The organism is Tepidiforma sp. (assembly GCF_026419595.1).
GTDB lineage: Bacteria > Chloroflexota > Dehalococcoidia > Tepidiformales > Tepidiformaceae > Tepidiforma.
The window spans coordinates 48,304-72,425 of record NZ_JANZZD010000008.1; the positions used below are offsets into that span (position 1 = coordinate 48,304).

At 70.5% G+C, this 24,122-nt stretch carries 26 protein-coding genes and 2 tRNA genes; 15 read left to right on the top strand and 13 right to left on the bottom strand.

Going from position 1 to position 24,122, the window contains the following annotated elements; all coding sequences use genetic code 11:
• Nucleotides 1-254 precede the first annotated feature (254 nt).
• Nucleotides 255-331: transfer RNA gene (locus N2041_RS06215), tRNA-Met, on the bottom strand.
• Between the two features lie 329 nt (nucleotides 332-660).
• Between N2041_RS06215 and N2041_RS06220 the strand changes: the two genes are divergently transcribed.
• Nucleotides 661-1,908 (top strand): exonuclease domain-containing protein, encoded by a 1,248-nt coding sequence (locus N2041_RS06220; protein WP_297676894.1) that lies wholly within the window; start codon nucleotides 661-663, stop codon nucleotides 1,906-1,908.
• Here N2041_RS06220 and N2041_RS06225 read toward each other — a convergent pair.
• From N2041_RS06225 to N2041_RS06235, 3 genes are read right to left on the bottom strand one after another with little or no spacing between them, the layout of a single operon-like run.
• Nucleotides 1,859-2,674 carry a DNA repair exonuclease gene (locus N2041_RS06225; protein WP_297676896.1) on the bottom strand — a complete coding sequence of 272 codons (816 nt, stop codon included), beginning with the start codon at nucleotides 2,672-2,674 and terminating at the stop codon, nucleotides 1,859-1,861. The genes N2041_RS06220 and N2041_RS06225 overlap by 50 nt on opposite strands.
• Entirely contained in the window at nucleotides 2,667-3,173 is a 507-nt protein-coding gene (locus N2041_RS06230) for a DinB family protein (RefSeq protein ID WP_297676898.1), read from the bottom strand. Before N2041_RS06230 ends, N2041_RS06225 begins: the two co-directional genes overlap by 8 nt.
• A complete protein-coding gene (locus N2041_RS06235; RefSeq protein WP_297676900.1) occupies nucleotides 3,170-3,838 on the bottom strand; it encodes a bifunctional 2-polyprenyl-6-hydroxyphenol methylase/3-demethylubiquinol 3-O-methyltransferase UbiG in 669 nt (222 codons plus the stop codon). The genes N2041_RS06230 and N2041_RS06235 overlap by 4 nt, the downstream gene beginning before the upstream one ends.
• Before the next feature lie 89 nt (nucleotides 3,839-3,927).
• Here N2041_RS06235 and N2041_RS06240 point away from each other — a divergent pair, with 89 nt between their 5' ends.
• From N2041_RS06240 to N2041_RS06255, 4 genes are all read left to right on the top strand, one after another.
• Nucleotides 3,928-4,230 (top strand): putative quinol monooxygenase, encoded by a 303-nt coding sequence (locus N2041_RS06240; protein ID WP_297676902.1) that lies wholly within the window; start codon nucleotides 3,928-3,930, stop codon nucleotides 4,228-4,230.
• Between the two features lie 56 nt (nucleotides 4,231-4,286).
• Nucleotides 4,287-5,111, top strand: coding sequence for an undecaprenyl-diphosphate phosphatase (locus tag N2041_RS06245; protein WP_297676904.1), 825 nt, complete (start codon nucleotides 4,287-4,289; stop codon nucleotides 5,109-5,111).
• A 61-nt stretch (nucleotides 5,112-5,172) separates the two neighbouring features.
• Nucleotides 5,173-6,015: an SDR family NAD(P)-dependent oxidoreductase gene (locus N2041_RS06250; protein WP_297676906.1), complete on the top strand. Its 843-nt coding sequence runs from the start codon at nucleotides 5,173-5,175 to the stop codon at nucleotides 6,013-6,015.
• Complete coding sequence (locus N2041_RS06255; protein WP_297676909.1) at nucleotides 6,008-6,799, top strand: SDR family oxidoreductase; 792 nt, start codon at nucleotides 6,008-6,010, stop codon at nucleotides 6,797-6,799. Before N2041_RS06250 ends, N2041_RS06255 begins: the two co-directional genes overlap by 8 nt.
• Nucleotides 6,800-6,836: 37 nt before the next feature.
• On the opposite strand, the gene N2041_RS06260 is transcribed toward N2041_RS06255, so the two are convergent.
• Complete coding sequence (locus N2041_RS06260) at nucleotides 6,837-7,265, bottom strand: ferredoxin-thioredoxin reductase catalytic domain-containing protein (RefSeq protein WP_367187696.1); 429 nt, start codon at nucleotides 7,263-7,265, stop codon at nucleotides 6,837-6,839.
• 112 nt (nucleotides 7,266-7,377) lie between these two features.
• Between N2041_RS06260 and N2041_RS06265 the strand changes: the two genes are divergently transcribed.
• Complete coding sequence (locus N2041_RS06265) at nucleotides 7,378-8,151, top strand: GNAT family N-acetyltransferase (RefSeq protein ID WP_297676925.1); 774 nt, start codon at nucleotides 7,378-7,380, stop codon at nucleotides 8,149-8,151.
• A gap of 9 nt (nucleotides 8,152-8,160) precedes the next feature.
• Here N2041_RS06265 and N2041_RS06270 read toward each other — a convergent pair whose 3' ends face one another.
• Both N2041_RS06270 and N2041_RS06275 read right to left on the bottom strand, forming a co-directional pair.
• Nucleotides 8,161-8,691 carry a DinB family protein gene (locus tag N2041_RS06270; RefSeq protein WP_297676927.1) on the bottom strand — a complete coding sequence of 177 codons (531 nt, stop codon included), beginning with the start codon at nucleotides 8,689-8,691 and terminating at the stop codon, nucleotides 8,161-8,163.
• Nucleotides 8,692-8,758: 67 nt separating this feature from the next.
• A complete protein-coding gene (locus tag N2041_RS06275; RefSeq protein WP_297676929.1) occupies nucleotides 8,759-9,532 on the bottom strand; it encodes a response regulator transcription factor in 774 nt (257 codons plus the stop codon).
• A 69-nt stretch (nucleotides 9,533-9,601) separates the two neighbouring features.
• Between N2041_RS06275 and N2041_RS06280 the strand changes: the two genes are divergently transcribed.
• Complete coding sequence (locus tag N2041_RS06280; RefSeq protein ID WP_297676931.1) at nucleotides 9,602-10,351, top strand: CAP domain-containing protein; 750 nt, start codon at nucleotides 9,602-9,604, stop codon at nucleotides 10,349-10,351.
• A 14-nt stretch (nucleotides 10,352-10,365) separates the two neighbouring features.
• Here N2041_RS06280 and N2041_RS06285 read toward each other — a convergent pair.
• Both N2041_RS06285 and N2041_RS06290 read right to left on the bottom strand, forming a co-directional pair.
• Nucleotides 10,366-10,442 (bottom strand) — tRNA-Val (locus N2041_RS06285).
• 23 nt (nucleotides 10,443-10,465) lie between these two features.
• Entirely contained in the window at nucleotides 10,466-11,488 is a 1,023-nt protein-coding gene (locus N2041_RS06290) for a hypothetical protein (protein WP_297676933.1), read from the bottom strand.
• Between the two features lie 171 nt (nucleotides 11,489-11,659).
• On the opposite strand from N2041_RS06290, the gene N2041_RS06295 reads away from it, so the two are divergent.
• Complete coding sequence (locus N2041_RS06295; RefSeq protein ID WP_297676934.1) at nucleotides 11,660-13,297, top strand: globin-coupled sensor protein; 1,638 nt, start codon at nucleotides 11,660-11,662, stop codon at nucleotides 13,295-13,297.
• A gap of 8 nt (nucleotides 13,298-13,305) precedes the next feature.
• Here the strand turns inward: N2041_RS06295 and N2041_RS06300 are convergent, their stop codons facing one another.
• Nucleotides 13,306-15,111 (bottom strand): O-antigen ligase, encoded by a 1,806-nt coding sequence (locus N2041_RS06300; RefSeq protein ID WP_297676936.1) that lies wholly within the window; start codon nucleotides 15,109-15,111, stop codon nucleotides 13,306-13,308.
• A gap of 18 nt (nucleotides 15,112-15,129) precedes the next feature.
• Entirely contained in the window at nucleotides 15,130-16,167 is a 1,038-nt protein-coding gene (locus N2041_RS06305) for a GNAT family N-acetyltransferase (protein WP_297676938.1), read from the bottom strand.
• Between the two features lie 117 nt (nucleotides 16,168-16,284).
• Between N2041_RS06305 and N2041_RS06310 the strand changes: the two genes are divergently transcribed.
• Nucleotides 16,285-16,581: a hypothetical protein gene (locus N2041_RS06310; protein WP_297676940.1), complete on the top strand. Its 297-nt coding sequence runs from the start codon at nucleotides 16,285-16,287 to the stop codon at nucleotides 16,579-16,581.
• Between the two features lie 72 nt (nucleotides 16,582-16,653).
• Here the strand turns inward: N2041_RS06310 and N2041_RS06315 are convergent, their stop codons facing one another.
• Together N2041_RS06315 and N2041_RS06320 are read right to left on the bottom strand one after the other, a co-directional pair.
• A complete protein-coding gene (locus N2041_RS06315) occupies nucleotides 16,654-18,042 on the bottom strand; it encodes a glycine--tRNA ligase (protein WP_297676943.1) in 1,389 nt (462 codons plus the stop codon).
• A 59-nt stretch (nucleotides 18,043-18,101) separates the two neighbouring features.
• The gene (locus tag N2041_RS06320) at nucleotides 18,102-18,395 is read right to left on the bottom strand and encodes a DUF167 family protein (RefSeq protein ID WP_297676945.1); all 294 of its coding nucleotides are present in this window, start codon (nucleotides 18,393-18,395) and stop codon (nucleotides 18,102-18,104) included.
• Between the two features lie 108 nt (nucleotides 18,396-18,503).
• Here N2041_RS06320 and recA point away from each other — a divergent pair, with 108 nt between their 5' ends.
• The 6 genes from recA to N2041_RS06350 all read left to right on the top strand — a co-directional run bounded on the left by recA (nucleotide 18,504) and on the right by N2041_RS06350 (nucleotide 24,121).
• Nucleotides 18,504-19,538 (top strand): recombinase RecA, encoded by a 1,035-nt coding sequence (gene recA / locus N2041_RS06325; RefSeq protein ID WP_297676947.1) that lies wholly within the window; start codon nucleotides 18,504-18,506, stop codon nucleotides 19,536-19,538.
• A 54-nt stretch (nucleotides 19,539-19,592) separates the two neighbouring features.
• Nucleotides 19,593-20,237 (top strand): regulatory protein RecX, encoded by a 645-nt coding sequence (locus tag N2041_RS06330; protein ID WP_297676949.1) that lies wholly within the window; start codon nucleotides 19,593-19,595, stop codon nucleotides 20,235-20,237.
• A gap of 100 nt (nucleotides 20,238-20,337) precedes the next feature.
• A complete protein-coding gene (locus tag N2041_RS06335) occupies nucleotides 20,338-21,519 on the top strand; it encodes an acyl-CoA dehydrogenase family protein (protein ID WP_297676951.1) in 1,182 nt (393 codons plus the stop codon).
• Between the two features lie 75 nt (nucleotides 21,520-21,594).
• Nucleotides 21,595-22,995 (top strand): penicillin-binding protein 2, encoded by a 1,401-nt coding sequence (locus N2041_RS06340; RefSeq protein ID WP_297676953.1) that lies wholly within the window; start codon nucleotides 21,595-21,597, stop codon nucleotides 22,993-22,995.
• A complete protein-coding gene (locus N2041_RS06345) occupies nucleotides 22,992-23,675 on the top strand; it encodes an FHA domain-containing protein (protein WP_297676955.1) in 684 nt (227 codons plus the stop codon). The genes N2041_RS06340 and N2041_RS06345 overlap by 4 nt, the downstream gene beginning before the upstream one ends.
• Nucleotides 23,672-24,121: an FHA domain-containing protein gene (locus N2041_RS06350; protein ID WP_297676957.1), complete on the top strand. Its 450-nt coding sequence runs from the start codon at nucleotides 23,672-23,674 to the stop codon at nucleotides 24,119-24,121. The genes N2041_RS06345 and N2041_RS06350 overlap by 4 nt, the downstream gene beginning before the upstream one ends.
• Nucleotide 24,122: the final 1 nt, after the last annotated feature.

Consider the following 24,122-nt stretch of genomic DNA (forward strand, 5'->3'; position numbering starts at 1 on the left):
GGCGGCGATTCAGGGCGCTCCGGTTGCCTCGCGCCGGCGGTTTCGGGTCCGCATCCTCCTGTCGGCGGGCTCCTTCCGCTCCTGCGCCGCCCGCAAACCAGAGACCGTCTCCGGCTTCGAAGGCCGGGAACGCGTGTTCCCCGTCGCGCCGAAGCGCATCCTCCAACCTCGTCGGGCCGTGGTGCTCCCGGTCGCGTGCCGGGCGATGGGCCGGTGAGGCGGAGTCAGGCCGGGGAAATGGAGGCGGTTCGTCGTGGTAGCAGGGGGGAGGCTCGAACTCCCGACCTCACGATTATGAGTCGTGCGCTCTGACCGGCTGAGCTACCCTGCCCCGTCTCTCCCTCAATCTACCACGCCACTCCCCAACGCGGCAGCGGCGCCAGGCGGCATCCCCTTGGCCGTCGGGTGGGAACCGAGACCCGCTGGTGGGAACCCGTCCTGGAATTGGGAGCGCTGGCGGCCCTGCCACGGGCTGCTGCGACCATTGGCGCGGCGGTGCCTGCTTTTCGGCGCGCAATGGGGTTGATACACTCCGTGGCCAAGGAGAAACCTCGAATTCGAGGATCAAAGGTAACCAAAAGGTAAGGCGCATTTCCTAGACGAGAATGAACTTTCGAGGGTCGTCACGTGGCTCGCCCTTCCATTCCGCTCCCCTCCGACTTGGCGGTCATCGACCTCGAGACTACCGGCTTCGATGCCGACGGACGAGACAGGGTTGTCGAAGTTGCAGTCATCCTGGTCAACAGAGAAGGGATGATCGAAGCCACGTTCGAGACGCTCGTAGACCCGCTTCGAGACCCCGGTCCCAGCCACATTCATGGTATCTCGGCCCAGCATCTCCGGCATGCTCCGGAGTTCGGTGATATCGCTGGCTACCTAGTCGATCTTTTCCAGGGGCGGGTAGTCGTCAGTCACAACCTCGCATTCGACGGAAGGTTCATCGAGGCTGAGTTCAGGCGGATCGGTGTGCGAATCCCCTCGTTTGCCGGGCTCTGTACGATGAGGTACGCAAGGCGCCTGGTGGATCCGCCGAACTTGCGGCTCGCTACGGTTTGTAAAGAATGCGGCATAGCATACACCAGGCATCACACGGCCCTCGGCGACGCCGTCGCCGTCGCACAGCTCACGGGCGTGCTCTGGCGAGCCTGCCCTGACGTGAGGGTCATGCGAGAAGCCATGACGAACGCCACAGCCCGCCATGTCAAATGGCCGTCCATTCCGACACGGGCATCACCGGTGCCAAGGCGCGAAGCCAGACCGCCAGTTCGCCCTGTCCTTGCGGAATTGCTCGATGCTCTGCCCGCCGCACCGGGGCTCAACCCAGGACGTTCCGCTGAATACCTGGAACTGCTGTCTCGGGTACTCGAAGACCGGCAGGTCACCGATGAAGAGATCGACGCGCTTCAGGGCGCTGCGCTCGAATTCGGATTGGACCGCGGCACCCTCTCCCATCTGCATCGGCGCTACCTCGTTGGCCTCGCCAGGGCAGCCTGGGCCGATGGGCGGCTCACCAGGCCAGAACGTGACGATCTCGTGCAGGTCGCCACGATTTTGGCTGTCCCGGTTGCGGAACTCGAACCCCTTCTCAAAAAGAGAGCCGGTTCAGATTCGGAATCTCTTGCTTTGGAACCAATGACCCTCGTCGAAGACCTCCGCGGAAAAACGGTCTGCTTCACCGGACAGTCGATGTTGACCTATCGAGGGCAGCCATTGTCGCGCGACTTGGCCGAATCGCTCGCGGCTGCTGCAGGCCTGGTGGTGAAGAGCTCCGTCAGCCGAAAACTCGACCTGCTCGTCTGCGCCGACCCGGAGTCCGCATCGACGAAGCTCAGGAGAGCCCGCGAGCTCGGAGTTCGCGTCATGGCTGAAATAGAGTTCTGGCGGCGGATTGGTCTGCCCATCGAGTAGATCCCCCTTCGCCGTCCACCCGCTCCGTTCGCCAGCGCACGCCCCACGGGCCGAAATCCACCACCGCGCACAGCCCCGCCCGCTTGTTCGCATCGCTCAGCGGCATCGGCGCGCCCGAATACACCGCCGTCACCCCGCCCCGGCTCACGTCCGCGTGCGGCTCCCAGTGCCCGAGCGCCACGTAATCCCACGCCCCACGCGCCGCCGCAATCTCCCGCTCATGAATCGGCAGCGACCGGTAGGTCTCCCCGCCTTCGGGCACGAAATGCCCGTGCGCCAGCGCGATGTGCCAGCGGCCGTCCTGCCGGCCCGGCAGCCCCTCCAGCGGCCGGAAATGCCAGTCGCTGTCCAGGTACGCCCGGCCCCAGAGCACCAGGTCCAGCCCCTCGGGCTCGATCAGTTCGCCCCGGTGCTCCCGCACGATCGTCAGCCGCCGCGCGATCGCCTCCATGTCGTTCCGCCAGTAGATGCTGCCCGGGTCCATCGGATCGTGGTTTCCGGGGATGAGGAACGCCTGCCCTTCGAACCGCGCAATCTGCGCCGCGGCCCACTCCACCGTCTCCGCCGGCACCCGGTCGTTGTCGAAGATGTCCCCGGCCAGGATCAGCGCGTCGGCGCCTTCCCGGTTCGCGAGGTCGATCACCCGGCAGAACGCCGCTTCCATCCTCCGGCGCCGCTCCACCCACGCCGGGCTGTCGTTCCCGGCGTAGGCTCCGAGATGCACATCCGACGTATGCACCACCCGCAGCGGCCGCGGCTCACGCACCGAGCGCCTCCCGCATGCCGGCCAGCTGCCGGGCGTGGTCTTTCGCGTGCAGCCGCAGGAAGAGGAACCACTCCCGCCAGTTCAGCGGCCCGAAGAACGGGTGCTCCCAGCGCAGCTCGAGGAACGCCGACGGGTCCGCCGCCCGCACGTGCTCGTACAGCGAGGCGATGCCCTCGTCGTGCGCCGCCAGCATCCCGTCGCGGTCGCCCGGCAGTTCGACCGGCCCATCCGCCGGGAGCTCCCCCGTGAGCGCCGCATGCAGCACCGCCCGCGCGACCCGCAGGTTCCACTCCACCACGTGGCCGAGGCAGTCCGCCGGGCACCACTCGTCGCCCGGCGGGTGCTCGCCGTACCGCTCGGCCGGGATCGCCAGCGCCGCTGTGCGCAGCTCCTGGACCCCTTCTTCGACCCTGCCGATGAGCTCCTCGATTCCCTTTCCGGCCGCCTGTTCGACCAGGTACTGCCGAATGCGCTCCCGTTCCGAAGCCGGCATCGTCATGGCTGCGCCTCCTGCCCGGCATGGCGCCGGTAGAACGTTACCCGCGAAAATCCCGCCCCCCGGACGGCAGCAGCCCGGACGCCCGGCGGCACCGGCCACCGGTGCCACGGGTGCTCGACGGTCACGATGCTGCCGCCCGGCCGCGCCGCCCGGGCCGCCGCCGCAAACGCCGGCCCTCGCTCGTCGCCCGGCAAGTGCCCGACATAATGCGCTTCGATCACGGCATCGAATACGCCGGCGACCTGCTCCAGCCGACGCGCGTCGCCGTGCACCACCGCCGCGTTCCCGCGCCGCGCGCGCGTCCCGGCCACGAAGTACGGCGAGAGCTCCACGGCCCGGAACTCCACGCCGGGCAGCCGCTCGCTCAGCCGCGCCAGCAGCCGCCCCGGTCCAGGCGCCAGTTCGAGCACCCGGCGAGCCCCCGTCCGCTCCAGCCACCGCGCGATGAGCCGCGCGACGCGTCCTTCGCTCCCCGCCCAGTACACCGGCCGAATCACCCGGTCGTACAGCGTCGCGCTCCGCTCCGAAAGGTACCCCTCCGGCAGGAAGTGCCATCGCTTGAAGTACCAGTCGGGATAGCTCACGCCTTCCGCTGCCGCAGGGTGCCGCAGCGCCTCGTCCCGCAGCCGTTCCGCCTGGTCCGCCGGCATCGTCTGCAGCCACATCGCGCGCATTCTCGGCCCCGCCGTGGGTTTTGTCACGCAACCCGATCCGCCCCGTAGAATGCCCCGGCATCACCCCGGAGGTTCGAAGCATGATCACCATTGTCGCCAGGCTCCAGGCCCAGCCCGGCAAGGAGGCCGAGCTCCGCGCCGCCCTCACCGAAATGGTCGCCGCCGTCAAAGCCAACGAGGCCGGGGCCGTGCCCGCCTACTCCCTCCACGTCGCCGACAACGACCCCACTACCTTCCTCTTTTACGAGAACTACCGCGACGCCGCCGCCTTCGAGGCCCACGGCAAGACCGACCACATGCGCGCGCTCGGTGCGAAGCTCGCCGGCCTCCTCGCCGGCCGCCCGGTCATCGAGCGCTACATGAAAATCGCCGGCGTCGACTGAACCGCGGCTTTCCGCCGCCGATTGCCTCTTAGGCCCGGCACGGCGAACGTTCCCCCGTGGATCTCGTTCGGGCCGTCATCCTGGGGATCGTGCAGGGCGTCGCCGAGTTCCTGCCGATCTCCAGCTCGGGCCACCTCATCCTCGTCCCCGCTCTCTTCGGCTGGGAAGACCAGGGCCTCGCCTTCGACGTCGGGCTCCACGGCGGGACGCTGCTCGCGCTGCTCGCCTACTTCTGGCGCGACTGGTACGTGATGTTCCGCACCGGGCTGGCAGACCTCGCCCGGCACGGCGCCCGCGTCTCTGCGTGGCGCACCGACACCCGCCTCCTCTGGCTCCTCGCCATCGGCTCCGTCCCTGCCGCCGTCGCCGGCCTGCTGCTCGATGACTGGATCGAATCCCACGTCCGCCAGCCCTGGCTGGTCGCCATCATGCTCGCCCTCATGGGCACCGTCATGCTCGCCGCCGACAGCCTCGCGCCGAAGCGCCGCCCGATGGCCTCCGTCGGCATCCTCGATGCCGTCGTCATCGGCGTCGGCCAGGCGTTCGCGCTCATCCCCGGCGTCTCCCGTTCCGGCGCGACCGTGACCGTCGCGCTCGCCCGCGGCCTCCGCCGCGAAGACGCTGTCCGCTTCGCGTTCCTCCTCGGCACGCCGGCCTTCGTGGGCGCGCTCCTCCTCAAGTCGGCCGACCTGGCTGCGCTCGCCGGCCCAGAAGCCCGCCAGATGGCCGTCGGCTTCGTGACGTCGGCCGTCGTCGGCTTCGCCGCCATCCACTTCCTCCTCCGCTGGGTGCGCACCCGTTCGCTGCTCGTGTTCGTGCTCTACCGCTACGCCGTGGCCATCGTCACGCTCGCCACCGGGGCCTACCGCATCGCCGGCTGAGCGGCCCCCAACCGCGCTCCCCCGTATCATGGCCCGCACCACACCACCCCCGGAGGTTCCCATGGTCCTCGAACGTCTCCGGCTCGATGGCCCCCCGCGCCGGGTCGTCATCGTCACCGGCGGCGGCCGCGGCCTCGGCAAAGCGATGGCGATCGCCCTCGCCGAAGCCGGCGCCGACATTTGCATCGCCAGCCGCACCCGCGCCCAGCTCGAAGAAGCCGCCGCCGAAATCCGCGCCGCCAGCGGCCGCGACCCCCTCATCGTCCCCACCGACGTCCGCGTCCGCGAGCAGTGCGACGCCCTCATCGAACGCACCGTCGAACACTTCGGCCGCCTCGACGTCATGCTCAACAACGCCGGCATCGGCGACCGCCGCGGCGCCGGCAACCGCATCCAGGACCTCGAGGATGACGACTGGCGCGACACCATCGAGGTCAACCTCTACAGCACCTTCTACTGCTCCCGCGCCGCCGCCCGGCAGCTCCTGAAGCAGGGCACCGGCGGCGTCATCGTCAACGTCGCCAGCGGCACGGCACTCCGCTCGTCGCCCCAGTCGCTCGCCTACGCCGCCGCCAAGGCCGGCGTCATCTCCCTCACCAAGAGCATGGCCGCCCAGCTCATCGGCGAAAACATCCGCGTCAACTGCATCATCCCCGGCTTCGTCGCCCAGCAGCCGCCCCGCTCCGATGAGGAGGCCGCGATGCGCGCCCAGCGTGGCCGCTTCATCACCGTCCGCCGCCTCGGCGAGGCCTGGGAGCTCGGCCCGCTCGCCGTCTTCCTCTGCTCCGATGCCTCCAGCTACATCACCGGCGAATCGTTCGTCATCGATGGCGGCGGCCTCGCCGGCGGCGTTGCCCCGACCGGCTGGGTCGTCACCGAACCCGCGGAGGTGCGCCATGGCTGAGTGGAACCGGAAACCGGGCTTCGACCTCTCCGGCAAGAAGGCGCTCGTCGTCGGCTGCGCCAACCCCGCCGGGCGCGCCCTCGCCCTCGCCCTCGCTGAGGCCGGCGCCGACGTCGCCATCGCCTCCGCCACCACCGACGGCGACGAGATGCTCGAGGCGAAGCGCATCGCGAAGGAGGTCGCCGCTCTCGGCCGCCGGTCCTTCTCGCAGGGGTGGGATGTCACCCTCCCCACCAACGTTCAGGTCAGCCTCAAGCAGCTCGGCAAGGAGTTCGGCCGGCCGACCATCCTCGTCTACAACGCCGACCTCCCCCTCGCGAAGCCGTTCGAAAAGGTGACCGACACCGAATTCGCGCGCCTCCAGGCCGTCAACCAGAACGGCGCGTTCTACACCGCGCGCAGCTTCGTCCGCGAATTCCCCGAAGGCGAAGGCCCGGGCCGCCTCATCTTCGTGACCTCCATCTTCGCCGAGCGCGGCGTCGAAGGCCTCGCTGCCTACACCGCCGTCAAGTCGGGCGTCATCGGGCTTTCGACGGCTCTCAGCCAGGAGCTCGCCGCCCGCGGCTTCACCTCCAACTGCATCGCGACCGGCTGGATGGACTGGACGCCCGGCCGAGGCCCCGACGATATCGGCGCCAACCTCCTCATGCGCTTCATCCCGATGCGCCGCTTCGGCCGCGCCGACGAACTCGCGGCGCTCGCTGTCCTCCTCGCCTCCGAGGCCGCCGGCTACATCTCCGGCCAGGTCTTCCACGTCGACGGCGGCGTCAGCCAGCACCTCTAAGGTTGCCGGCCAACGCACCGGCCGGGGGCGGCTGCCGCTACTCGCGGTGGCTGCCCTCGGCCTTCTGCCGCTCGAGCACCCGGCCCAGCGCCCGCCCCTTGTCCGGCGTCGGGTCCTTCACCAGCCCGTAGATCTCGCGGCCCTCGTGACCCTCCGGCAGGTACTCGGTGATCGGCAGCCCTTCCTCGGTGACGAACAGGAGGCAGTGGCAGTACTTGTAGATCTGCATCTCGTCGCACGCGCAGATCCACGTCCGCCGCTTCACCTCCTCCTCTTTCGGGAGGTAGAGCCCCTCCGGCCAGTTGCCGTTTTCATCCTTCGACGGATAGAAGTTGCAGGGGCAGAGCGGCCGCCCGTACTGGTCGAGATTCGCCGCCAGTCCGAGAATCACCCCTTCCGTGATATACCGGTCGGGGTGGAAGTGCGTCCCCGACTTCTCCGCGAACTTCTCCGCGTACGCCCACATCTTGTCGATCGAAGCCTGGCTCGGCTGTTCCAAGAGTCGCGACCTCCTCAGCTGCTGCCTCCGATTATCAGGCCCGCGCGCGAACCCCGCTCGCAGCGCGTACCATGCGCCCATGCCAGCCCTTCACCCCCTCTCCGGCGCCATCGCCGACGCCATGCGCGACGCCGCTCTCACGCTCGGCTGCCACCCCACCCTCGGGGAGGTCGCCGAGGTCTCCGGGTTCACCTGCATCGACGCCGGCCTCGGCGTCTCGTCCGCCAACGTCGCCATCCCCCGCGACATCCATGGTCCCGCGCTGCCCGCGCTCCGCGCCGCCGCCCAATGGTTCACCGCGAGCGGCCTCAACTTCCGCGTCGATATCCCCGGCGACGCCCCTTCCGACCTGATGGCCGCGGCGATGACCATCGGGCTCCGCTTCTGGGAGCGCCAGCCCGTCATGCTCCTCGATGCCGTCTGGCCGCAGCCGCTCCCCGGCGACCTCGAGATCCGCCCCGTCGAGTCCGACGAGGACGTCGAAGCCTTCGCCGCAGTCGACGCCTTCGAGCACGCAGGCGAACCGCTCCCCGCCGGCATCATCGCCGCTGCCCGGGACAACCCGCAGGTGTGGCTCCTCATCGGCATGCTCGAAGGGGAATGCGTCGCCCGCATCGCCGCCATGCTCCACGGCAGCCTCGCGACGCTCCACAGCCTCTACGTCCACCCGGCGGTCCGCCGCAGGGGCATCGGCACCGAAATGACGCTCGCCGCCCTCGCCGCTGCCGGGGCCGAAGGCGCGGACGCCGCCGCCCTCGCCTCGACCGTGGCCGCCGCGCCGCTCTACGAACGGCTCGGCTTCCGCGCAATCCGCGACATCATCGTCATGGGCTGCGACGCCCCGCTCCCCTGACGCCCCGGGTCAGATCGTCAGCCCGCCTAGCCCCTGCACGCCGCGCACGTACTCGATCTCTCCCACGTGCCGGTAGCCGTGGCTCAGGCACACCCCGTAAATCCCGTCCCAGAGCGACATCTCGCCCAGCGGCTTGATGGTCACCGTCCGCCGGTCGAACTCCTCCGGCGACATGCCCGCGAGGTACCGGTCCGTCGCCTCCCAGACTTTCTGCTGGTACTCGTGCCACTTCGCGACGTCGCTGACGCGGATGGCGTTCGCCTCCTCCTCCGTCATGCCCGTGCCCTGGCTCGTCCGCGGCAGGCCGAAATACTCGTGGTAATTCCCTTCCAGCCAGACCGTCGGCTTCTGCTGCGCCACCCAGTTGATGATGTTGTCCTCGGTCCGGACGTAGTGCCACAGGCTGAAGAACGCGCTCACGCCCCCTTCCTGCGGGCGGAAGTTCAGCTGCTCTGCCGTCATCCCTTCGACGGCCTTGTCCAGCAGGTCATGCATCGACTTGAGCGACGAGCGCAGGATGTCGTGAGCGGTCCGGGCCATGCTGCCTCCACGGTGCAGGGGTCTTGCGGCCCGATTCTACGCGAACCGCCGCTCCGCGCCCGCCCCGTCAGACCGCCACAGCGGTCCGCTTCGGCTCCTCGAGCGCATACCCCGCGCCCCACCGGTTGACGATGTACACCGGCCGGCTCGGGTCGTCCTCCAGCTTCTGCCGCAGGTACCGGATGTACAGCCGCAGGTAGTGCGTCTCCGCCGTGTACTGGTTGCCCCAGACCCGCGCAATGAGCGCTTTCGATGGCACCACCTCGCCCGCGTGTTCCGCCAGCGTCCAGAGCAGCCGGTACTCCGTCGGCGAAAGCGGCACCTCCTTGCCGTCCTTCCACACCGTCTGCGACGCCGGGTCGATTTCGATGGCGCCGACCCGCACCCGGCGGGGCGCCTCGGGCTCCGCCCGGCTCTCGTGGCCGTTCGCCATCCCGATGCGCCGCAGCAAGGCCCGCAGCCGCAGGTCGATTTCGTCCGTGCTGCACTGCGGCCGGCAGTAGTCGTCGGCTCCCGCCTCGAAGCAGCGCAGCATCTCCGCCATCGTCCCGCTGCACCCGACCGCCACGATCGGCGCGTCCGTCGCGCCGCGCAGCTTCGCGACCGCGTCCGCCGGGAAGCCGACCTCCCGCCCGAGGTCCACCACCGCAGCGTCCGGTTCGTGCCGCTCCATCGCTGCGACGGCGCTGCCGACGTCGCCGAAGGCCGCCACGCGGTAGCCGATCGCTTCGAGCCCCCGTGCGCGGTCGTAGGCGCGGTCCAGTCCCTGCGAGACGACCATCACGCGCAGTCCCACCGGCGGCGGCAGCCCGGCAACCTCACGGGAACGCAGGCCCGGCATGGCAGCTCTCCCTCCCCATCGGTGCCTTCCCCGATGTTTCGACGCGCGGGGCCGGCCGAAAGTACCGGTATGCGCAGGCTCTCGATCCTCCCGGTGCTCCTCGGCGGCGCGACAGTCTGCTCGGCCCTGGCCCTCGCGGCGCTCCGCCTCGAAGCCCCGGCCGGGGCAGCACACCCCGCACCCCAAATGTCGGCAGCCGAAGCGCCGCTCAGCGCTCCTGATTCCCTGCCTGTCACCGAGGTGACACCCGCCGCCGAGCCGACGCCGTTCCCGACGGCGATCGCCGAAGCCCGCGCCACCTCGCCCGCAGAGCCGGCCGCGCCATCCCCCGCACCGCCGACCCCGGCCGCCCCCCCTGCGGCCGCCTCGCCCGAGCCCGTCGCCGCGCTGCCCGCCGCCGTCAGCCAGCCCGTCGAAGTCGTCCCGGTCGAAGACAAAGCCGTCGCCCTTCTCGCCGCGATGAACGCCGCGCGCGCAGCCGGCGGCCTCAAGCCGCTCACCTGGAGCCCGGCGCTCGCCGAGGTTGCGCTCGCTCGCGCCCGCGACCTCATCGCCAACGGCTACTTCGACCACTACGGTCCCGACGGCCGGAGCGCCTTCTCCGAACTCGCCGTCCGGGGCATCCGCTACGGCCTCGCCGGCGAAAACCTCGCCCGCAACAACTACGCCGAGGCCCGCACCGTCGAAGCGGCGTTCCAGGGCCTCATGGGCAGCGCCGGCCACCGCGCCAACATCCTCGAACCGCGCTTTGCGAACGTCGGGGTCGCCGCCGTCCGCTCCGGGCGCACCTGGCTCTACGTGACCGTCTTTACCGACTGACCGAAAGGAGTGGTTGGTGGGCGATGAGGGGCTCGAACCCCCGGCCTTCTCGGTGTAAGCGAGACGCTCTGACCAGCTGAGCTAATCGCCCGCCTCCGGGTTGCCGCCTCCAGTCTACCCGTCCGTCCCGGTTCCGGTCGCCTCCGCCAGCCGCTCGAACGCCGCCAGCGTCGCCGCCCGGTCGATGCCGAAGGCCCGCTGCTCCTCCAGCCAGCGCTCCAGCACCGCCGGCCGCCACTCCCCGACCCGGCGGTAGCCGCCGAGGTCCGGGAAGAGCCGCGCCGCCGCGCGCAAGTCCATCAGCGCCCGGTTCCGTCCCGCGATCGCCCGCGCTTCCCCGCTTGCCAGCGCTGCCTCGAGCTTCGCGTTCCGCCGTCCGAGCACCTCGGCGGCCGTCCCCGGCGCTTCGAAATAGGCGTCGAGCGGCGCCGCGGCGAGCAGCCGCGCGGCGGTCAGGGCCCCCATCCCGGGTATGCCCGGCAGGTCGTCCGAGCTGTCGCCGCTCGCGGCCCGGAAATCGAGGTACCGCTCCCGCGGGAACACCGCCGCCCGACCCTCCGCGTCGCGAGGCGCCGCATGGTCGGCGAACGTCATGGGGTCGACCACCGCCTTCTTCACCGGCGAGTAGATCGACACCCGCTCGTCGACCAGCTGGAGGAAGTCCCGATCGGTCGAGGCGATCCGCACCGGCCCGGTCTCCTGCAGCGCCCGTGCGGCGATGAGGTCGTCGGCCTCCGTGTTCACCCCGCGGAGGACCTCGATCGGCAGCCCCGCTGCCAGCTCCTCGAACGCCGAAATCGCGGCGAGGATGTGCGGCTCGTTCTCCGCGAATGAGGGGTCTGCCTCCCGTCCCGTCTGGTAGGCCGGGTAGATGCTCCGCCGCCGCACCGGCCGCCCTTCATCGAACGCGACCGCGAGCCCGGTCACCCGCGGCCGTTCGCCGTCGAACAGCCGCCCCTGCCCGCCCGGCCGCCCGTCAGGCGGTTCGCCCGCGCGGACGAGGATGCCGAAGACCGCCTGCGCCAGCCCGAGCAGCGCAGCCCGCTCTTTCCGCTCCGGCGTATCGGCGCACATCGGCCGCCGCAGGGCGTGGAAGCCTGCCCACGCCAGGTTGTTCCCATCGAGGACCAGCAGCACTCCCGGAGTATCGCACGACCCTGACCGGGGTGTTTTGTTCGTAACCAGCGCAAATACGGGAAAAACCGTGTTCCTGAGGCCTCAGTCTTAGTCTGCGCTCAGGGTCTTTACTGATCCCCGTCGGCGGGGCCGCCACCGAATCTTTGGGAAGATCTCGCCCGGGGGCATGACATGACCGCTCAACGCTTGACCGAACTCCTCGCGGTAACCGCCGCCGACCAGGCGCTCCGCCTCCGCTGGCTCCAGTTCACCGACCGCGATGCCGCCCTCATCCGCGAGGCCGCCAGCTTCCTCCGCCCCCGCGCTGACGAGATCGTGCGCAGGTTCTACGACCACTCCTTCGCCTTCCCGCAGTTCGTCGCCAAGGTCGAGGAGGCGAACTCCAGCCGCGCCCGCGTCGAAAGCACCCAGAAGGGCTACTTCCTCAAGCTCCTCGACGCCCGCTTCGACGACGAGTACTTCGAGCACCGCCTCCGCGTCGGCGCGACCCATGCCGTCCTCAACGTCGAGCCCCGCTGGAACGTCGGCAACTACGCCGTCTACGCCAGCCTCGTGTACGAAGAACTCGCGAGGAAGCTGAAGGGTCAGAAGCTCGCCGACACCTTCCTCGCCTTCCTGAAGGTGTTTGTGCTGGACGCAAGCCTTGCGGTCGAAACCTACATCAGCGAGGGCGTGCTCGCGCGCCTTGTCGATGCATGCAAGACGGTGGGAGGCGCCGCTGGCGCGATGCGCGACGGCACTGCACAAGTAGATGCGGCTGCCCGCGAGATTGCGAATGCCACTCAGGAGATCGCCCGCGGCGCCACCGAGCAGTCTGCCGCAATCTCTCAGCTCAATTCGTCGATGCGTTCGCTCGCAGAGGCCATTAGCGAGGTCGCGACTGGAGCAGCAAACCAGGCTACGGGTCTCAAGGATGCCGCCGAAGGCGCCGCTGGCGTTCGCGAATCGCTTGCACGGGTTGCAGAATCTGCGAAAGCCGCCGCTGAAAAAGGGCAGAACTCCCTGGCGGCAGCCCGCGACGGCATGACCGCCGTCCAGCAAACCGTCGACGCGATGAACACCATCCGCGAAGCCGTCCGCAGCACCGCCGGGGAAATCGAAGACCTCGGCCGCCGCGGCTCCGAAATCGGCGCTATCGTGCAGGTTATCGAGGATATCGCCAGCCAGACCAATCTCCTCGCTCTCAACGCCGCCATCGAGGCCGCTCGCGCCGGCGAGCAGGGCCGCGGTTTCGCGGTCGTCGCCGAGAACGTCCGCTCCCTCGCCGAGCGCACCGCCGTTGCCACGAAGGAGATCGCCGGCCTCATCTCCGCCGTCCAGCAGGGCACCGGCCAGGCCGTCCGCGCGATGGAAGCCTCGGTCCGCGACGTCGAGGTCGGCGCCGCACGAGCCAGCGAAGCCGGGTCGGCCCTCAGTCGAATCGTCGAGTCTGCCAATGACGTCAATGCGGAAATCGATCGCATAGCTGCCGCGGCTTTCGAGATGCAGGCGGGAGTCGACGGTCTTGTAAAGCAGGTTCAGGATGTGGCGGCCATCGCCGACCGCTTGGCCAGCATCGCGGCCGACATGCGGTCACGAAGTGAACAGGCTGTGGAGGCGATAGGTTCTGCCTCGGCAGTCTCCGAAGAATCTGCCGCCGCGAGCCAGGAGGTTTCGGCGAGCGTCGAGGAGGTAACTGCTCAAATCTCCGAGCTCGCTACGCTGGCACGTAACCTCACCGAAATTTCTTCGGAAATGGGGAAATTCCTCGCACGTTTCGGCGCGCTCGCGCACGACACTTCAGGGCAGCATTATAAGCTCGCAGCATGACGAGCTTCTCACCGGCCTGCCTCGTCCGGCAGCTCGGGCAGCGGCACCACGTAGGTCCACCGGTCCGTCTCGTCGAAGACGAGCACGCCCCCGTCGTGCGCCGCCCGGGTCAGCTGCTCCGCATACCAGGCCGTCGCCGCACCGTGCGGATTCAGTTCGATCGCCCGGGCCACCGCCCGGGCGATTTCGTCCGCGGGGCGGCCGCGCCCCACGAGCACCGTCGCCAGGTTGAACGCATCCCCCGAGGCGAACCCGAACCGCCGGTCGAAGCGCTGCAGCGCTGCCTCAGCCGCCGGCAGCCGTGCCGGGTCCTGGGCGGCCGCCGCCACCAGCGCGATCGTCTCCCGCCGCGCGTAATCCCGTTCGAACGGCATCAGCCGCGCCGCATCGCCGTACGCGTCGGCTGATTTTTCGAACCGCCCGGCCGCGAAGGTGTCCCAGCCCGCCTGCGCCCGCAGGTCGGCGAACGGCAGCAGCGCGGCCAGCGCCAGCCCCGCGGCCGCCAGCGGCAGCCCGGCCGCGAGGCCGGCCAGCGATGGCCGTACCGGCGTGGTGCGCGCCAGCGCGGACGCGGCCATCGCCCCGAGCAGCGTGAAGAAGAGCGCGTGCGCCGCCAGCGAAATCGGGTTCACGAGCGTGAGCGCGCCGTAGGCCCCCATCGCCGCCCACGCAATCGTCCAGTCCGGCCCGCCGTTCGACCTCCGCCGCCGTTCGGTTCGCACCGAAGCCCACGCGCAGCTGCCGAGGAGCGCGGCCAGCACCGTCAGCCCCGGGAGCCCCGCGTTCGCCGCGACATCGAGCACGTAGTCGTGCGAGCTCTGCGCGATGAGGTCGTACTCGGCGTAGGCCCCGCCGAGGTCCGCCGGCCGCCACCGGGGGAAGCCGAGGTGCAGCCCGTCAGGGCCGACGCCCGTAACCGGCCGTGCCGCGATGACGTGCAGCGTCCCTTCCCACAGCGCCAGCCGCGTCGACCCGCCGTGCTCCGCTGCCGTCGCCTGCCCGGACACCCGCGCCGCCGTCCCCTCGAGCCCGCCGGCCGCGAGCGATGCCGCTGTGACGAGCACCAGCGCCCCGGCCACCGCCGGCACGGCGCGCAGCACTGGCCGCCCCGGCCGCCCCGCGAGCCACCGCGCAGCCGGCAGCAGGACGAAGAACAGCGCCACCGCCGCCAGCCCCGACCGGCTCTCCGCTTCGAGCACGATGAACAGCGCCGCGCCCCACGTTGCGGCCGCAGCCAGCGCGAACCGGCGCTCCGACACGAACGCGACCAGCCCCATCGACATGACCGCGAACGCCGCGAGCTCGTTCGCGTTCCCGATCGTCCCGATCGCCCGGTCCGAGGTGTCGATCCACCAGTCGAACGGGTCGAGCCCGGCCGCCTGGACCGCGGTGTACGCGAAGGCAACCGCCAGCCCCGCGAACCCGGCCGCGAACACCCGCCAGCGGCCCATTGCCGCAAGCGCCCAGCCGCCCGCGAACAGCCCGAGGTACGCCAGCTGCGTCGCCAGTCCCTGCCGGTACTGGTAGTAACCGAGGACGCTCCCCCGCCAGTCGAGGCCGAGGGCCGTCGAGAGCAGCAGCATGCCGGCCCAGCCGATGAGCAGCGCTCCGAGCCACCGGGGCACGGTCCGCCACCACCCGCCCCACAGGAACGCGAGCGCCGCGAGACCGCCCGCCGCCAGCAGCAGCGCTTGCTTCGGCAGCGTAAAGTCGTCGTAGAGCGGATGCCAGAAGACGGCCGGCACGCCCGCCAGCGCCGCCGCCATCGCGCCGGCCAGCACCCGGTCGGCCGGCGCCGTTCGTCGAACGCTCACATCGTCATGGTACGACCGTCAGCCGGTATGGCCCGGTTCAGCCCGCCCCCAGAGCGCCCGCTCGTCGATCCGCCGCTCCATCGTGTGCTCCACCGGCACGAACCCGTGGCCCAGCCAGAACGGCGCCCCGAGGTAATTCCCCGAGGCCCAGTGGAGCGTGCACAGCTCGTGGCCGTTCGCTGCCGCCCACGCCATCGACGCCCGCAGCAGCGCCGTGCCGACGCCGCTGCCCCGCGCCGCTGCGCTCACGACGCCCTCGAACAGGTACAGCCGCTGGTCCTGCCGCACGTGCTCCGGCGTGAAGCCCGGCACGAGGAACAGCTGCATGCCGACCGCCTCGTCGCCGTCCCACGCGAGGAAGGTGGGCACCGGCCCCGCGAGGCTCGCCTGCAGGAAACCGTCCAGCGCCGCCCCCGCCTCGATCACCGGCGGCCAGAACATCGGCGACCCCTGGTGATGGGCCGCCAGCTCGCGGCTCAGCCGGCGCACGGCGGCGAAATCTTCCGGGGTCGCCTGGTCTACCCGGACGGATGCTGCTGCTGCGCCGTCGACCGGCCGTGCGGTCTCGCGCGTGCCGGCGGTCGTCGCGCGCCCGAAGCCGAGGCTCACCCACGCCTCCTCGGCGGCCGCATCCCCCGGCACGAGGTGCACCCGGTGCACCAGTACGCCCTCCCGCACCCATGCTGCCGCCAGCGCCGCGTAGAGCAGCCGGTAGACCTCCGTCGCGTCCTCCCCCGGCGTGACGGCGTGCCCCGCGACCGGCACCACCGCCGACCGCAACGGGAGGAATTGCGAGGCAAAATCAGCCGCCGAGAAGGTCAGCCGCAGCCCGATGCAGAATCCCGCGATGCGCCCGCCGCGGACCGCTGCCACGCCGCCCGCGCCCGGCCGGCCCAGCAGGTGCCGCACCGCGCCCGCAGCCGCGCCAGGCTCCTCCAGCCCCGGCTCGAGGTACGGCAGCCGCGCCCGGTCTCGCCGGTGGCGCGCGGCGAGCAGCTCCCCGCACGCCTCTGCGTCGCTTTCGTCGAGCGGCCGCACCTGCAGACGTCCCGCCATGCGCCGAACTCTACACCAGCAGGTCGAACCTCCGCACCCTGTTTCGCTCGTGTTTCGCTTGTGTTACATTTGGATTAAATCTGCACGGAGGGCAGAGAATCCATGAGGAGTACCGTCGTGACCGACCCCGAAGAGGCCGTCAAGCAGGCATCCGCCCATCTTTATGAAGCGCTCACCCACCACTTCGGCCCGCTCGACCTTGCGGCCCACCAGCCGATCGTCAGGGCCATCTCCGAGTACGGGCAGCGCTGCCGTGAGCATGACGAGGCCGGCCAGGAAGTCGCCAGCCGCCACGTCTACGAGGCCCTGACCCAGCACTTCGGCCCGCGCGACCTCGCCGCGAACGACCCGGTCGTGAAGGCGCTCGCCGAATACGGCGAGGCCTGCCGCCGCGCCGGCGTCCGCAAGAGCTGACCCCGCCCGTTCGCAAATGCGGAGCGCCCGGCGAACGCCGCCGGGCGCTCCGTGTGTCGCGCATGTGCTCGCCTAGCAGCGCGGGATGCGCTCCTCCAGCGCCGCCACCAGCCCGCTGATCGGCACCCGCACCTGCTCCTGCGTATCCCGGTCGCGAATGGTCACGCAGTCGTCGCCCGGCTGGCCGTTCTCGCCCACCGTCTGGAAGTCGATCGTCACGCAGCACGGCGTCCCGATTTCGTCCTGCCGCCGGTACCGCCGGCCGATGCTCTGCGTCTCGTCGTACTGCGTCATCCACAGCGGCCGCAGCAGGTCGTACACGCGCCGCGCCGTCGGCCGCAGCGCGTCGTTCTTCGAAAGCGGCAGCACCGCCACCTTCACCGGCGCAATCCGCGGCCGGAACTTCAGCACGATGCGCTTCTCGCCCTTCTCGTCCGGCTCCTCGGTGTAGGCGTCCAGCAGCACCACCGCCAGCGTCCGCGTCAGCCCCGCCGCCGGCTCGATGACCCACGGGATGACGTGCTCCCCGCTCTCCTCGTCGAAGTACGTCAGCGGCTGGCCGCTCAGCTCCGCATGCGAACGGAGGTCGAAGTCCGTCCGGGCCGCGATGCCTTCCAGCTCGCCCCAGCCCCACGGGAACAGGTACTCGATATCCGTCGTGCCCGCGCTGTAGTGCGAGAGCTCCTCTTTCTCGTGGTCGCGCAGCCGCAGCCGCTCCGGCGCGATCCCGATGACGTCGATGTACCAGCGCAGCCGCTCCTCCACCCACTGCCGGTGCAGCGCGAGGTACTCCACCGGGTTCTCCCGGTCCTTGGGCGGCATGCAAAAGTACTCCATCTCCATCTGCTCGAACTCAAGCGTCCGGAAGATGAACCGCCCCGGCGTGATCTCGTTCCGGAAGCTGACCCGCGTCTGCGCGATGCCGAACGGCAGCTTCCGCCGCATCGTCTGCTGCACGTTCACGAAGTTCACGAAGATGCCCTGCGCCGTCTCCGGCGGCAGGTAGGCCATGTTCGCCTCGTCCGCCACCGGCCCGACCTGCGTGCGGAACATCATGTTGAACTGCCGCGGCTCCGTCAGCTCGCCCCCGTCGAACGGGCAGAGCGGCCGCCCCTGCGCGTCCCGCGGCACCTCGCCGTACATCCCCTCCTCCAGGTGGTCCGCCCGGAACCGCCGCTGGCACCGCTTGCAGTCCACCAGCGGGTCCGTGAAATTCGCCACGTGCCCGCTGCCCACCCACACCTGCGGGTTCGTGATCAGCGCCGCGTCGAGCCCCACCACGTCGTCCCGCTCCATCACCATCGACCGCCACCACGCTTCGCGGATGTTCCGCTTCAGCTCCACGCCCAGCGGGCCGTAGTCGTAGGCGTTGGCGAATCCGCCGTAAATCTCCGCCGAGGGAAACACGAAGCCCCGCCGCTTCGCGAGCGACACGATCGTTTCGAGGTCTGGTGCTGGCACGCTACCCTGCCCGGTTCGAAAGTCGGCGCGCCCGGCTGGCGCGCCGCTGATCCTCCACGTTACCGCGGCCCTGTCTTACCTGCTGGTCCGCTGCCCGCCCCAAGCCGCGTCAGCGCCTCCTCCAACGGCAGGCCGACCTCGAACACCTTGACCCGGCTCGCCGCGCCCTGCACGAGCACCACCTCCCGGCCTGGCAGCCCCAGCGCCTTCGCGAGCACCCGCGCGACCGCCGCATTCGCAGCCCCGTCAGCCGGCGCAGCCCGCACCCGCACCCGCAGCGCGCCGGACTCGTCGAACCCATCGACGCCGTCCCGGCCTGCGCGCGGCGTCACCCGCACGGTCAGCCGCGCCACCGTGACGCTACCCCTAGAACAAATGTGCGCCGCATGCTATCGTACCCAACGTCGGCGGCCGCGATGGTATCATCCGGCGCCGAACGAACCCGGCGGGTGGCCACACGCATGCCTGATCAAGACCGCGCTCGCGCGCTCGAACTCGCACTCTCCCAGATCGAAAAGCAATTCGGCCGCGGCGCCATCATCAAGCTCGGCGACGCCGAAGCGAACCAGACCGAGGTCATCTCCTCCGGCTCCCTCGCCCTCGATATCGCCCTTGGCGTCGGCGGCATCCCCCGCGGCCGCGTCACCGAAATCTTCGGCCCCGAATCCGCCGGCAAGAGCACCCTCGCCCAGCACGTCATGGCTGAGGCCCAGAAGATGGGCGGCACCGCCGCCTACATCGATGTCGAACACGCGATGGACCCCGGCTACGCCCGCGACCTCGGCATCCGCCTCGAAGACCTCCTCGTCGCCCAGCCCGACACCGGCGAACAGGCCCTCGAAATCTGCGAAACGCTCGTCCGCTCCAACGCCGTCGATGTCATCGTCGTCGACTCCGTCGCGGCGCTCGTTCCCCGCGCCGAGATCGAAGGCGAGATGGGCGACGCCCACGTCGGCCTCCAGGCCCGCCTCATGTCGCAGGCGCTCCGCAAGCTGACCGCCACCATCGCCAGGACGAGCACCGCCGTCATCTTCATCAATCAGCTGCGCGAAAAGGTCGGCGTCGTCTTCGGCAACCCCGAAGTCACCCCCGGCGGCCGCGCCCTCAAGTTCTACGCCTCCGTCCGCATCGATATCCGCCCCGTCGATTCCATCAAGCGCGGGCCTGACATCGTCGGGCGCCGCGTCAAGGCCAAGATCGTCAAGAACAAGGTCGCCCCGCCGTTCCGCCAGGCCGAGTTCGATATCATGTTCGAGCCGCCGCGCGGCATCTCCCGCACCGGCGACATCATCGACCTCGGCGTCGAACACGGCATCCTCACCAAAAGCGGCGCCTTCTACAGCTACGGCGACATGCGCATCGGCCAGGGCCGCGAAAATGCGAAACAGTTCCTCGACGATAACCCTGAACTCGCCAGCGAGATCGAAAATGAAATCCGCAGGCAGGTTGGCCTGCCAGTCCGCGAAGTGAGAGGAGAGCAGCTGGTGGAGCGCTAGCTCCCCGGCAGTATGGACGCAGAACCCGGTTCCCAGGTTCCCTACATCGCCTCCATGAGCCCCGCCGGGCGCGGGCGCCTCCGGATCGTCACCCTCAGCGACGGCCGCGAGCTCGTCTTCTCCGACGAAGCCTGCCAGCGCGCCGGCGCCGCCGAGGGCATGCCTGCCGACGCCGCGCTCCTCGAGCTCCTCGACCGCGAAGAGCGCCGGGCCGGCGCCCACGAAGCTGCCCTCCGCCTCCTGGACGCCCGCCCCCGCTCCGAGCACGAGATGCGCACCCGGCTCGCCCTCCGCGGCTTCGACCCGGAGACCATCGCCTTCGAAATCGACCGGCTCCGCAATGCCGGCCTGCTCGATGACGCCCGCTTCGCCCGCGCCTGGGTCGAAGACCGGAAGCGCGTCTCGCCCCGCGGCACCGCGATGCTCCGCTACGAACTCCTCGGCCGCGGCATCGACCCGGAAGCCGCCGCCGCAGCCATCGATGGCATCGACGACCTCGAACTCGCCACCGGCCTCGCCCTCCAGCGCGGCCGCCGCTACGCCGGCCGCGGCCACGACGAGTTCCTCGCGAAGGTCGGCGGCTTCCTCCGCCGCCGCGGCTTCGACTACAGCGTGACGTCGGAAGCGCTCCGCATCGCGTGGGAACAGCTGGCTGCGGAGGCCGAATCGCGCGAAGCCGGCCCCGCTGACGCGCCCTGAACCGGCGCCGGTACCCACCGCCCCGGAACTCTGGCAGAATCCGCAGGCACGTCACCCTCGGCCGCTTCACGCCGGCCGGCACCGGAGGTTCGTTCACCCCATGGAATTGCGCTTCGGCGAAAAAGAAGAGGCCCTCCGCGCGGAGGTCCGCAAGTTCCTGCAGGAGACGCTCGGCAACCGCCTCGAAGAAGGCGGCGAGCAGCTCGGCAGCCGCTCCGATGAAGAGTTCGAATTCGCCCAGGCCTTCAACCGCAAGCTCGCCGAGCGCGGCTGGATCGCCCCCGCCTGGCCGAAGGAATACGGCGGCCTCGGCGCCTCCATCTACGAGCAGATGGTCTTCAACGAGGAGTTCGGCTACTGGGGCGCCCCCGATACCGGCACCCGCGGCTTCGGCGTCGGCATGATCGGCCCCACCCTCATCATTCACGGCACCGAAGAACAGAAGCGCCACTACCTGCCGAAAATCACCAGCGGCGAACACATCTGGTGCCAGGGCTATAGCGAGCCCGGCGCCGGCTCCGACCTCGCCAGCCTCCAGACCCGCGCCGTCCGCGACGGCGACGACTACATCATCAACGGCCAGAAAATCTGGACCTCCGGCGGCCACCGCGCCAACCAGATGTTCTGCCTCGTCCGCACCGACCCCGAGGCGCCGAAGCACCGCGGCATCAGCTTCCTCCTCATCGACGACATCAAGAACACCCCGGGGCTGACCATCCGCCCTCTCATCAACATGGCCAACCGCCACCACTTCAACGAGGTCTTCTTCGAGGACGTCCGCGTCCCCGCGAAGAACCTCGTCGGCGAGGAGAACCGCGGCTGGTACGTCGGCATGACGCTGCTCGACTTCGAGCGCTCCGGCATCGGCACCACTGCCTCCCAGAAGCGCACCCTCGAAAAGCTCGCGAAGAACCTGCGTGAAGGCCCGGCCGACCGCCGCGCGAAGTACCGCACCCGCCTCGCCGACCTCGTCGTCGCCAACAACGTCGGCCGCTATCTTGGCTACCGCATCGGCTACATCCAGTCGAAGGGCCAGGTGCCGAACTACGAGGCCTCCGTCGTCAAGATCTTCCAGTCCGAACTCGGCCAAAAGATCTACAACTTCGGCGTCAACATGCTCGGCCTCGGCGGCCAGCTCCGCCCCGAAGAGCCGCGCGCGCCGATCCGCGGCGAGCTGCCCGAGTCCTACCTCATGTCGGTGCCCTCCACCATCTACTCGGGCACCAACGAAATCCAGCGCAACATCATCGCCACCCGGGGCCTCGGCCTGCCCCGCGGCTGACCCGCCCACCGGCCCTTCCAGCGGGGGCGCAGGATCGCTGCGCCCCCGCTGCGATCCCGGCGGTACAATCACCCCGTGCTCACCCCGGCGGATTTCGAGCGCCGTCTCCGCGTGTTCTCCGCGCTGGCGGCCGCCTTCCTCGTCGCCGCCCTCGCCGCCCTCGCCTGGTGGCAGGTGCTCGATACCGGCCTCGCCTCCGAAGACCGCAACCCCCGCCTCCTCTCCCGCTTCTACGACCCGAACCGCGGCCGCATCCTCGACCGCGACGGCAACGTGCTCGTCGAAACCCTCTCCGACGGGCGCCGCTACCTCTACGACGCGTCCCTCGCCCACGTCACCGGCTACCTCGACCCCCGCTACGGCTCGCAGGGCATCGAACTCGCCTACGAGGCCGCGCTCTCCGGCCGCGCCGGGAGCGGCTGGCTCGCCGCGCTGCGTTACGAACTCCTCCGCGAACCGCTCCGCGGCGATGACGTCCGGCTGACCATCGACCCCGCTGTCCAGGCCGCTGCCCGTGAGGCCCTAGGCGGCCGAAAAGGCGCCGTCGTCGCGCTCGACCCCGCGACCGGCGACATCCTCGCCATGGTCAGCGTCCCGACCTTCGACCCCGGCGCGCTCGGGTCGACCGGTGATGCGCTCCTCCAGGACCCTGCGGCGCCCCTCCTCAACCGCGCCACCCAGGGACTCTACCCGCCCGGCTCGACCTTCAAAACGGTCACCGCCCTCGCCGCCCTCGAAGCGGGCATCATCACGCCCGCTACCATCGTGGAATGCCCCGGCGAAGTCGTCATCGACGGCTTCCCCATCTCCTGCCGCAACACCCCCCAGGGCGTCGGCACCTACCCGTTCAGCCACGCCTTCGTCTATTCCGTCAACGCCGTGTTCGCGAAGCTGGGTGTCGACCTCGGCTGGCAGCGCCTCGAAGCCGCTGCTGCGCGCCTGGGATTCGGCCGCGACCTTCCCTTCCCGCTCGATACGGCGGCCTCGCAGCTCCGCTCGCCCGGCTCGCCGCGCACGACTGTGCTCCTCGCCTCCACCGCCTTCGGGCAGGGCGAACTCCTCGCCACCCCGCTCCAGATGGCCCTCATCGCCGCGGCCGTCGCCAACCGCGGCGTCATGCCCGCCCCCCGCATCGCCCTCGATGCCTGGCGCGATGGCGAACGGGTGGCCGAACTCTCCCGGCCGTCGTCGACCCGCGTCGCCGACGCGGTCGCGGCGGATGACGTCGCGGCGATGATGGCCGGGGTCGTCGAAGCCGGGCAGGCGGCTGGCGTCGCCATTCCCGGCGTCTCCGTCGCCGGCAAGACGGGCACTGCCGAGGCCGGCGACGGCACCTCCCACGCCTGGTTCATCGCCTTCGCCCCGGTCGAACAGCCGCGCGTCGCCGTCGCGGTCGTCGTCGAGTCTGGCGGCCAGGGCGGGGTGGTCGCGGCGCCCATCGCCGGGCAGGTCATCCGCGCGGCGGTGCAGCGGTGAACGGCCGCCCCGCCCTCGAACGGCTCGCATCCCGCGCCCTCCGGCTCGGCCTGCCGGCCGCGCTGCACCCGGCGGCGCTCGCCCAGGGGGTCGTCGATGCCGTTCTTGCCGGGGCGCGCGGCGGCGAAGCCCCCAACCGCGTCACGGTCCGCCTCAACCCGGCCGATGCGCGCCAGCTCGGCCCCGTGCTCGCTGACCTCGAACTCGCCCTCGCCGAATCGCTCGATGCCGCCTGCCGCGCTGCCGGCCTCCGCCCGTTCGCGCCCTGGCAGTTCCGCTTCAGCGCTGCCGCCGCCGCGCCCGCCGGCGAACCGGCCGTCGCTGCCGATTTCAGCGACCCGGCTGCCCCGGCGAGCGCCGCCCCGGTCCGCGAAACCGTCCGCATCCGGCGGCTCGCCGGCCTCCGGCTCCGGCTCCCCGGCGGCGCCGCGCTGCCGCTCACCCATGTGCCCTTCCTGCTCGGCCGCGCCCCCGAATGCGACGGCGTCATCGCCGACCTCGCCGTCTCACGGCGGCACGCCGAAATCCGGCACGCTCCGGGCGGCGGCCTCGAAATCCGCGACCTCGGCAGCCGGAACGGCACGTTCCGCAACGGCGAACGCATCGCGGCCGCACCGCTCGAACCGGGCGACCGCATCGCTCTCGGCCCCGTAGAACTCACGCTCGAGGAGCAGCCGTGACCGACTCCGTCGAGCTGCTCCTCCTCCGGCTCGCCATCTTCGCCGTCATCTTCGGCACCTGCGCGGCCATCGTCCGCTCGCTCCGCGCGAACTACCTCCCCCGGCCGGCCGCCGACACGCCGCGCGTCGAACCGCGCCCCTGGCGTCTCCTCCTCGAGGCCCCGGGCGAATCCGGGGTGCCGCCCGGAACGAGCTACCGCCTCGCCGGCCTCATGGAAATCGGCCGCGACGGCGGCGCCGGTATCGTCATCGGCGACCCCTCCGTCTCTGCCCGCCACGCCCGCCTGGAGCGGGTCGCTCGCGGCTGGCTCCTGCGCGACCTCGGCAGCACGAACGGCACCTACGTCGAAGGCCGCCCGGTGCCCCCGGGCGGGCTCCTCCTCGCCGGCGGCGAGCGGATCCAGCTCGGCGCCGTCGTGTTCCGCCTGCTCCCGCCCGGGAACTGAG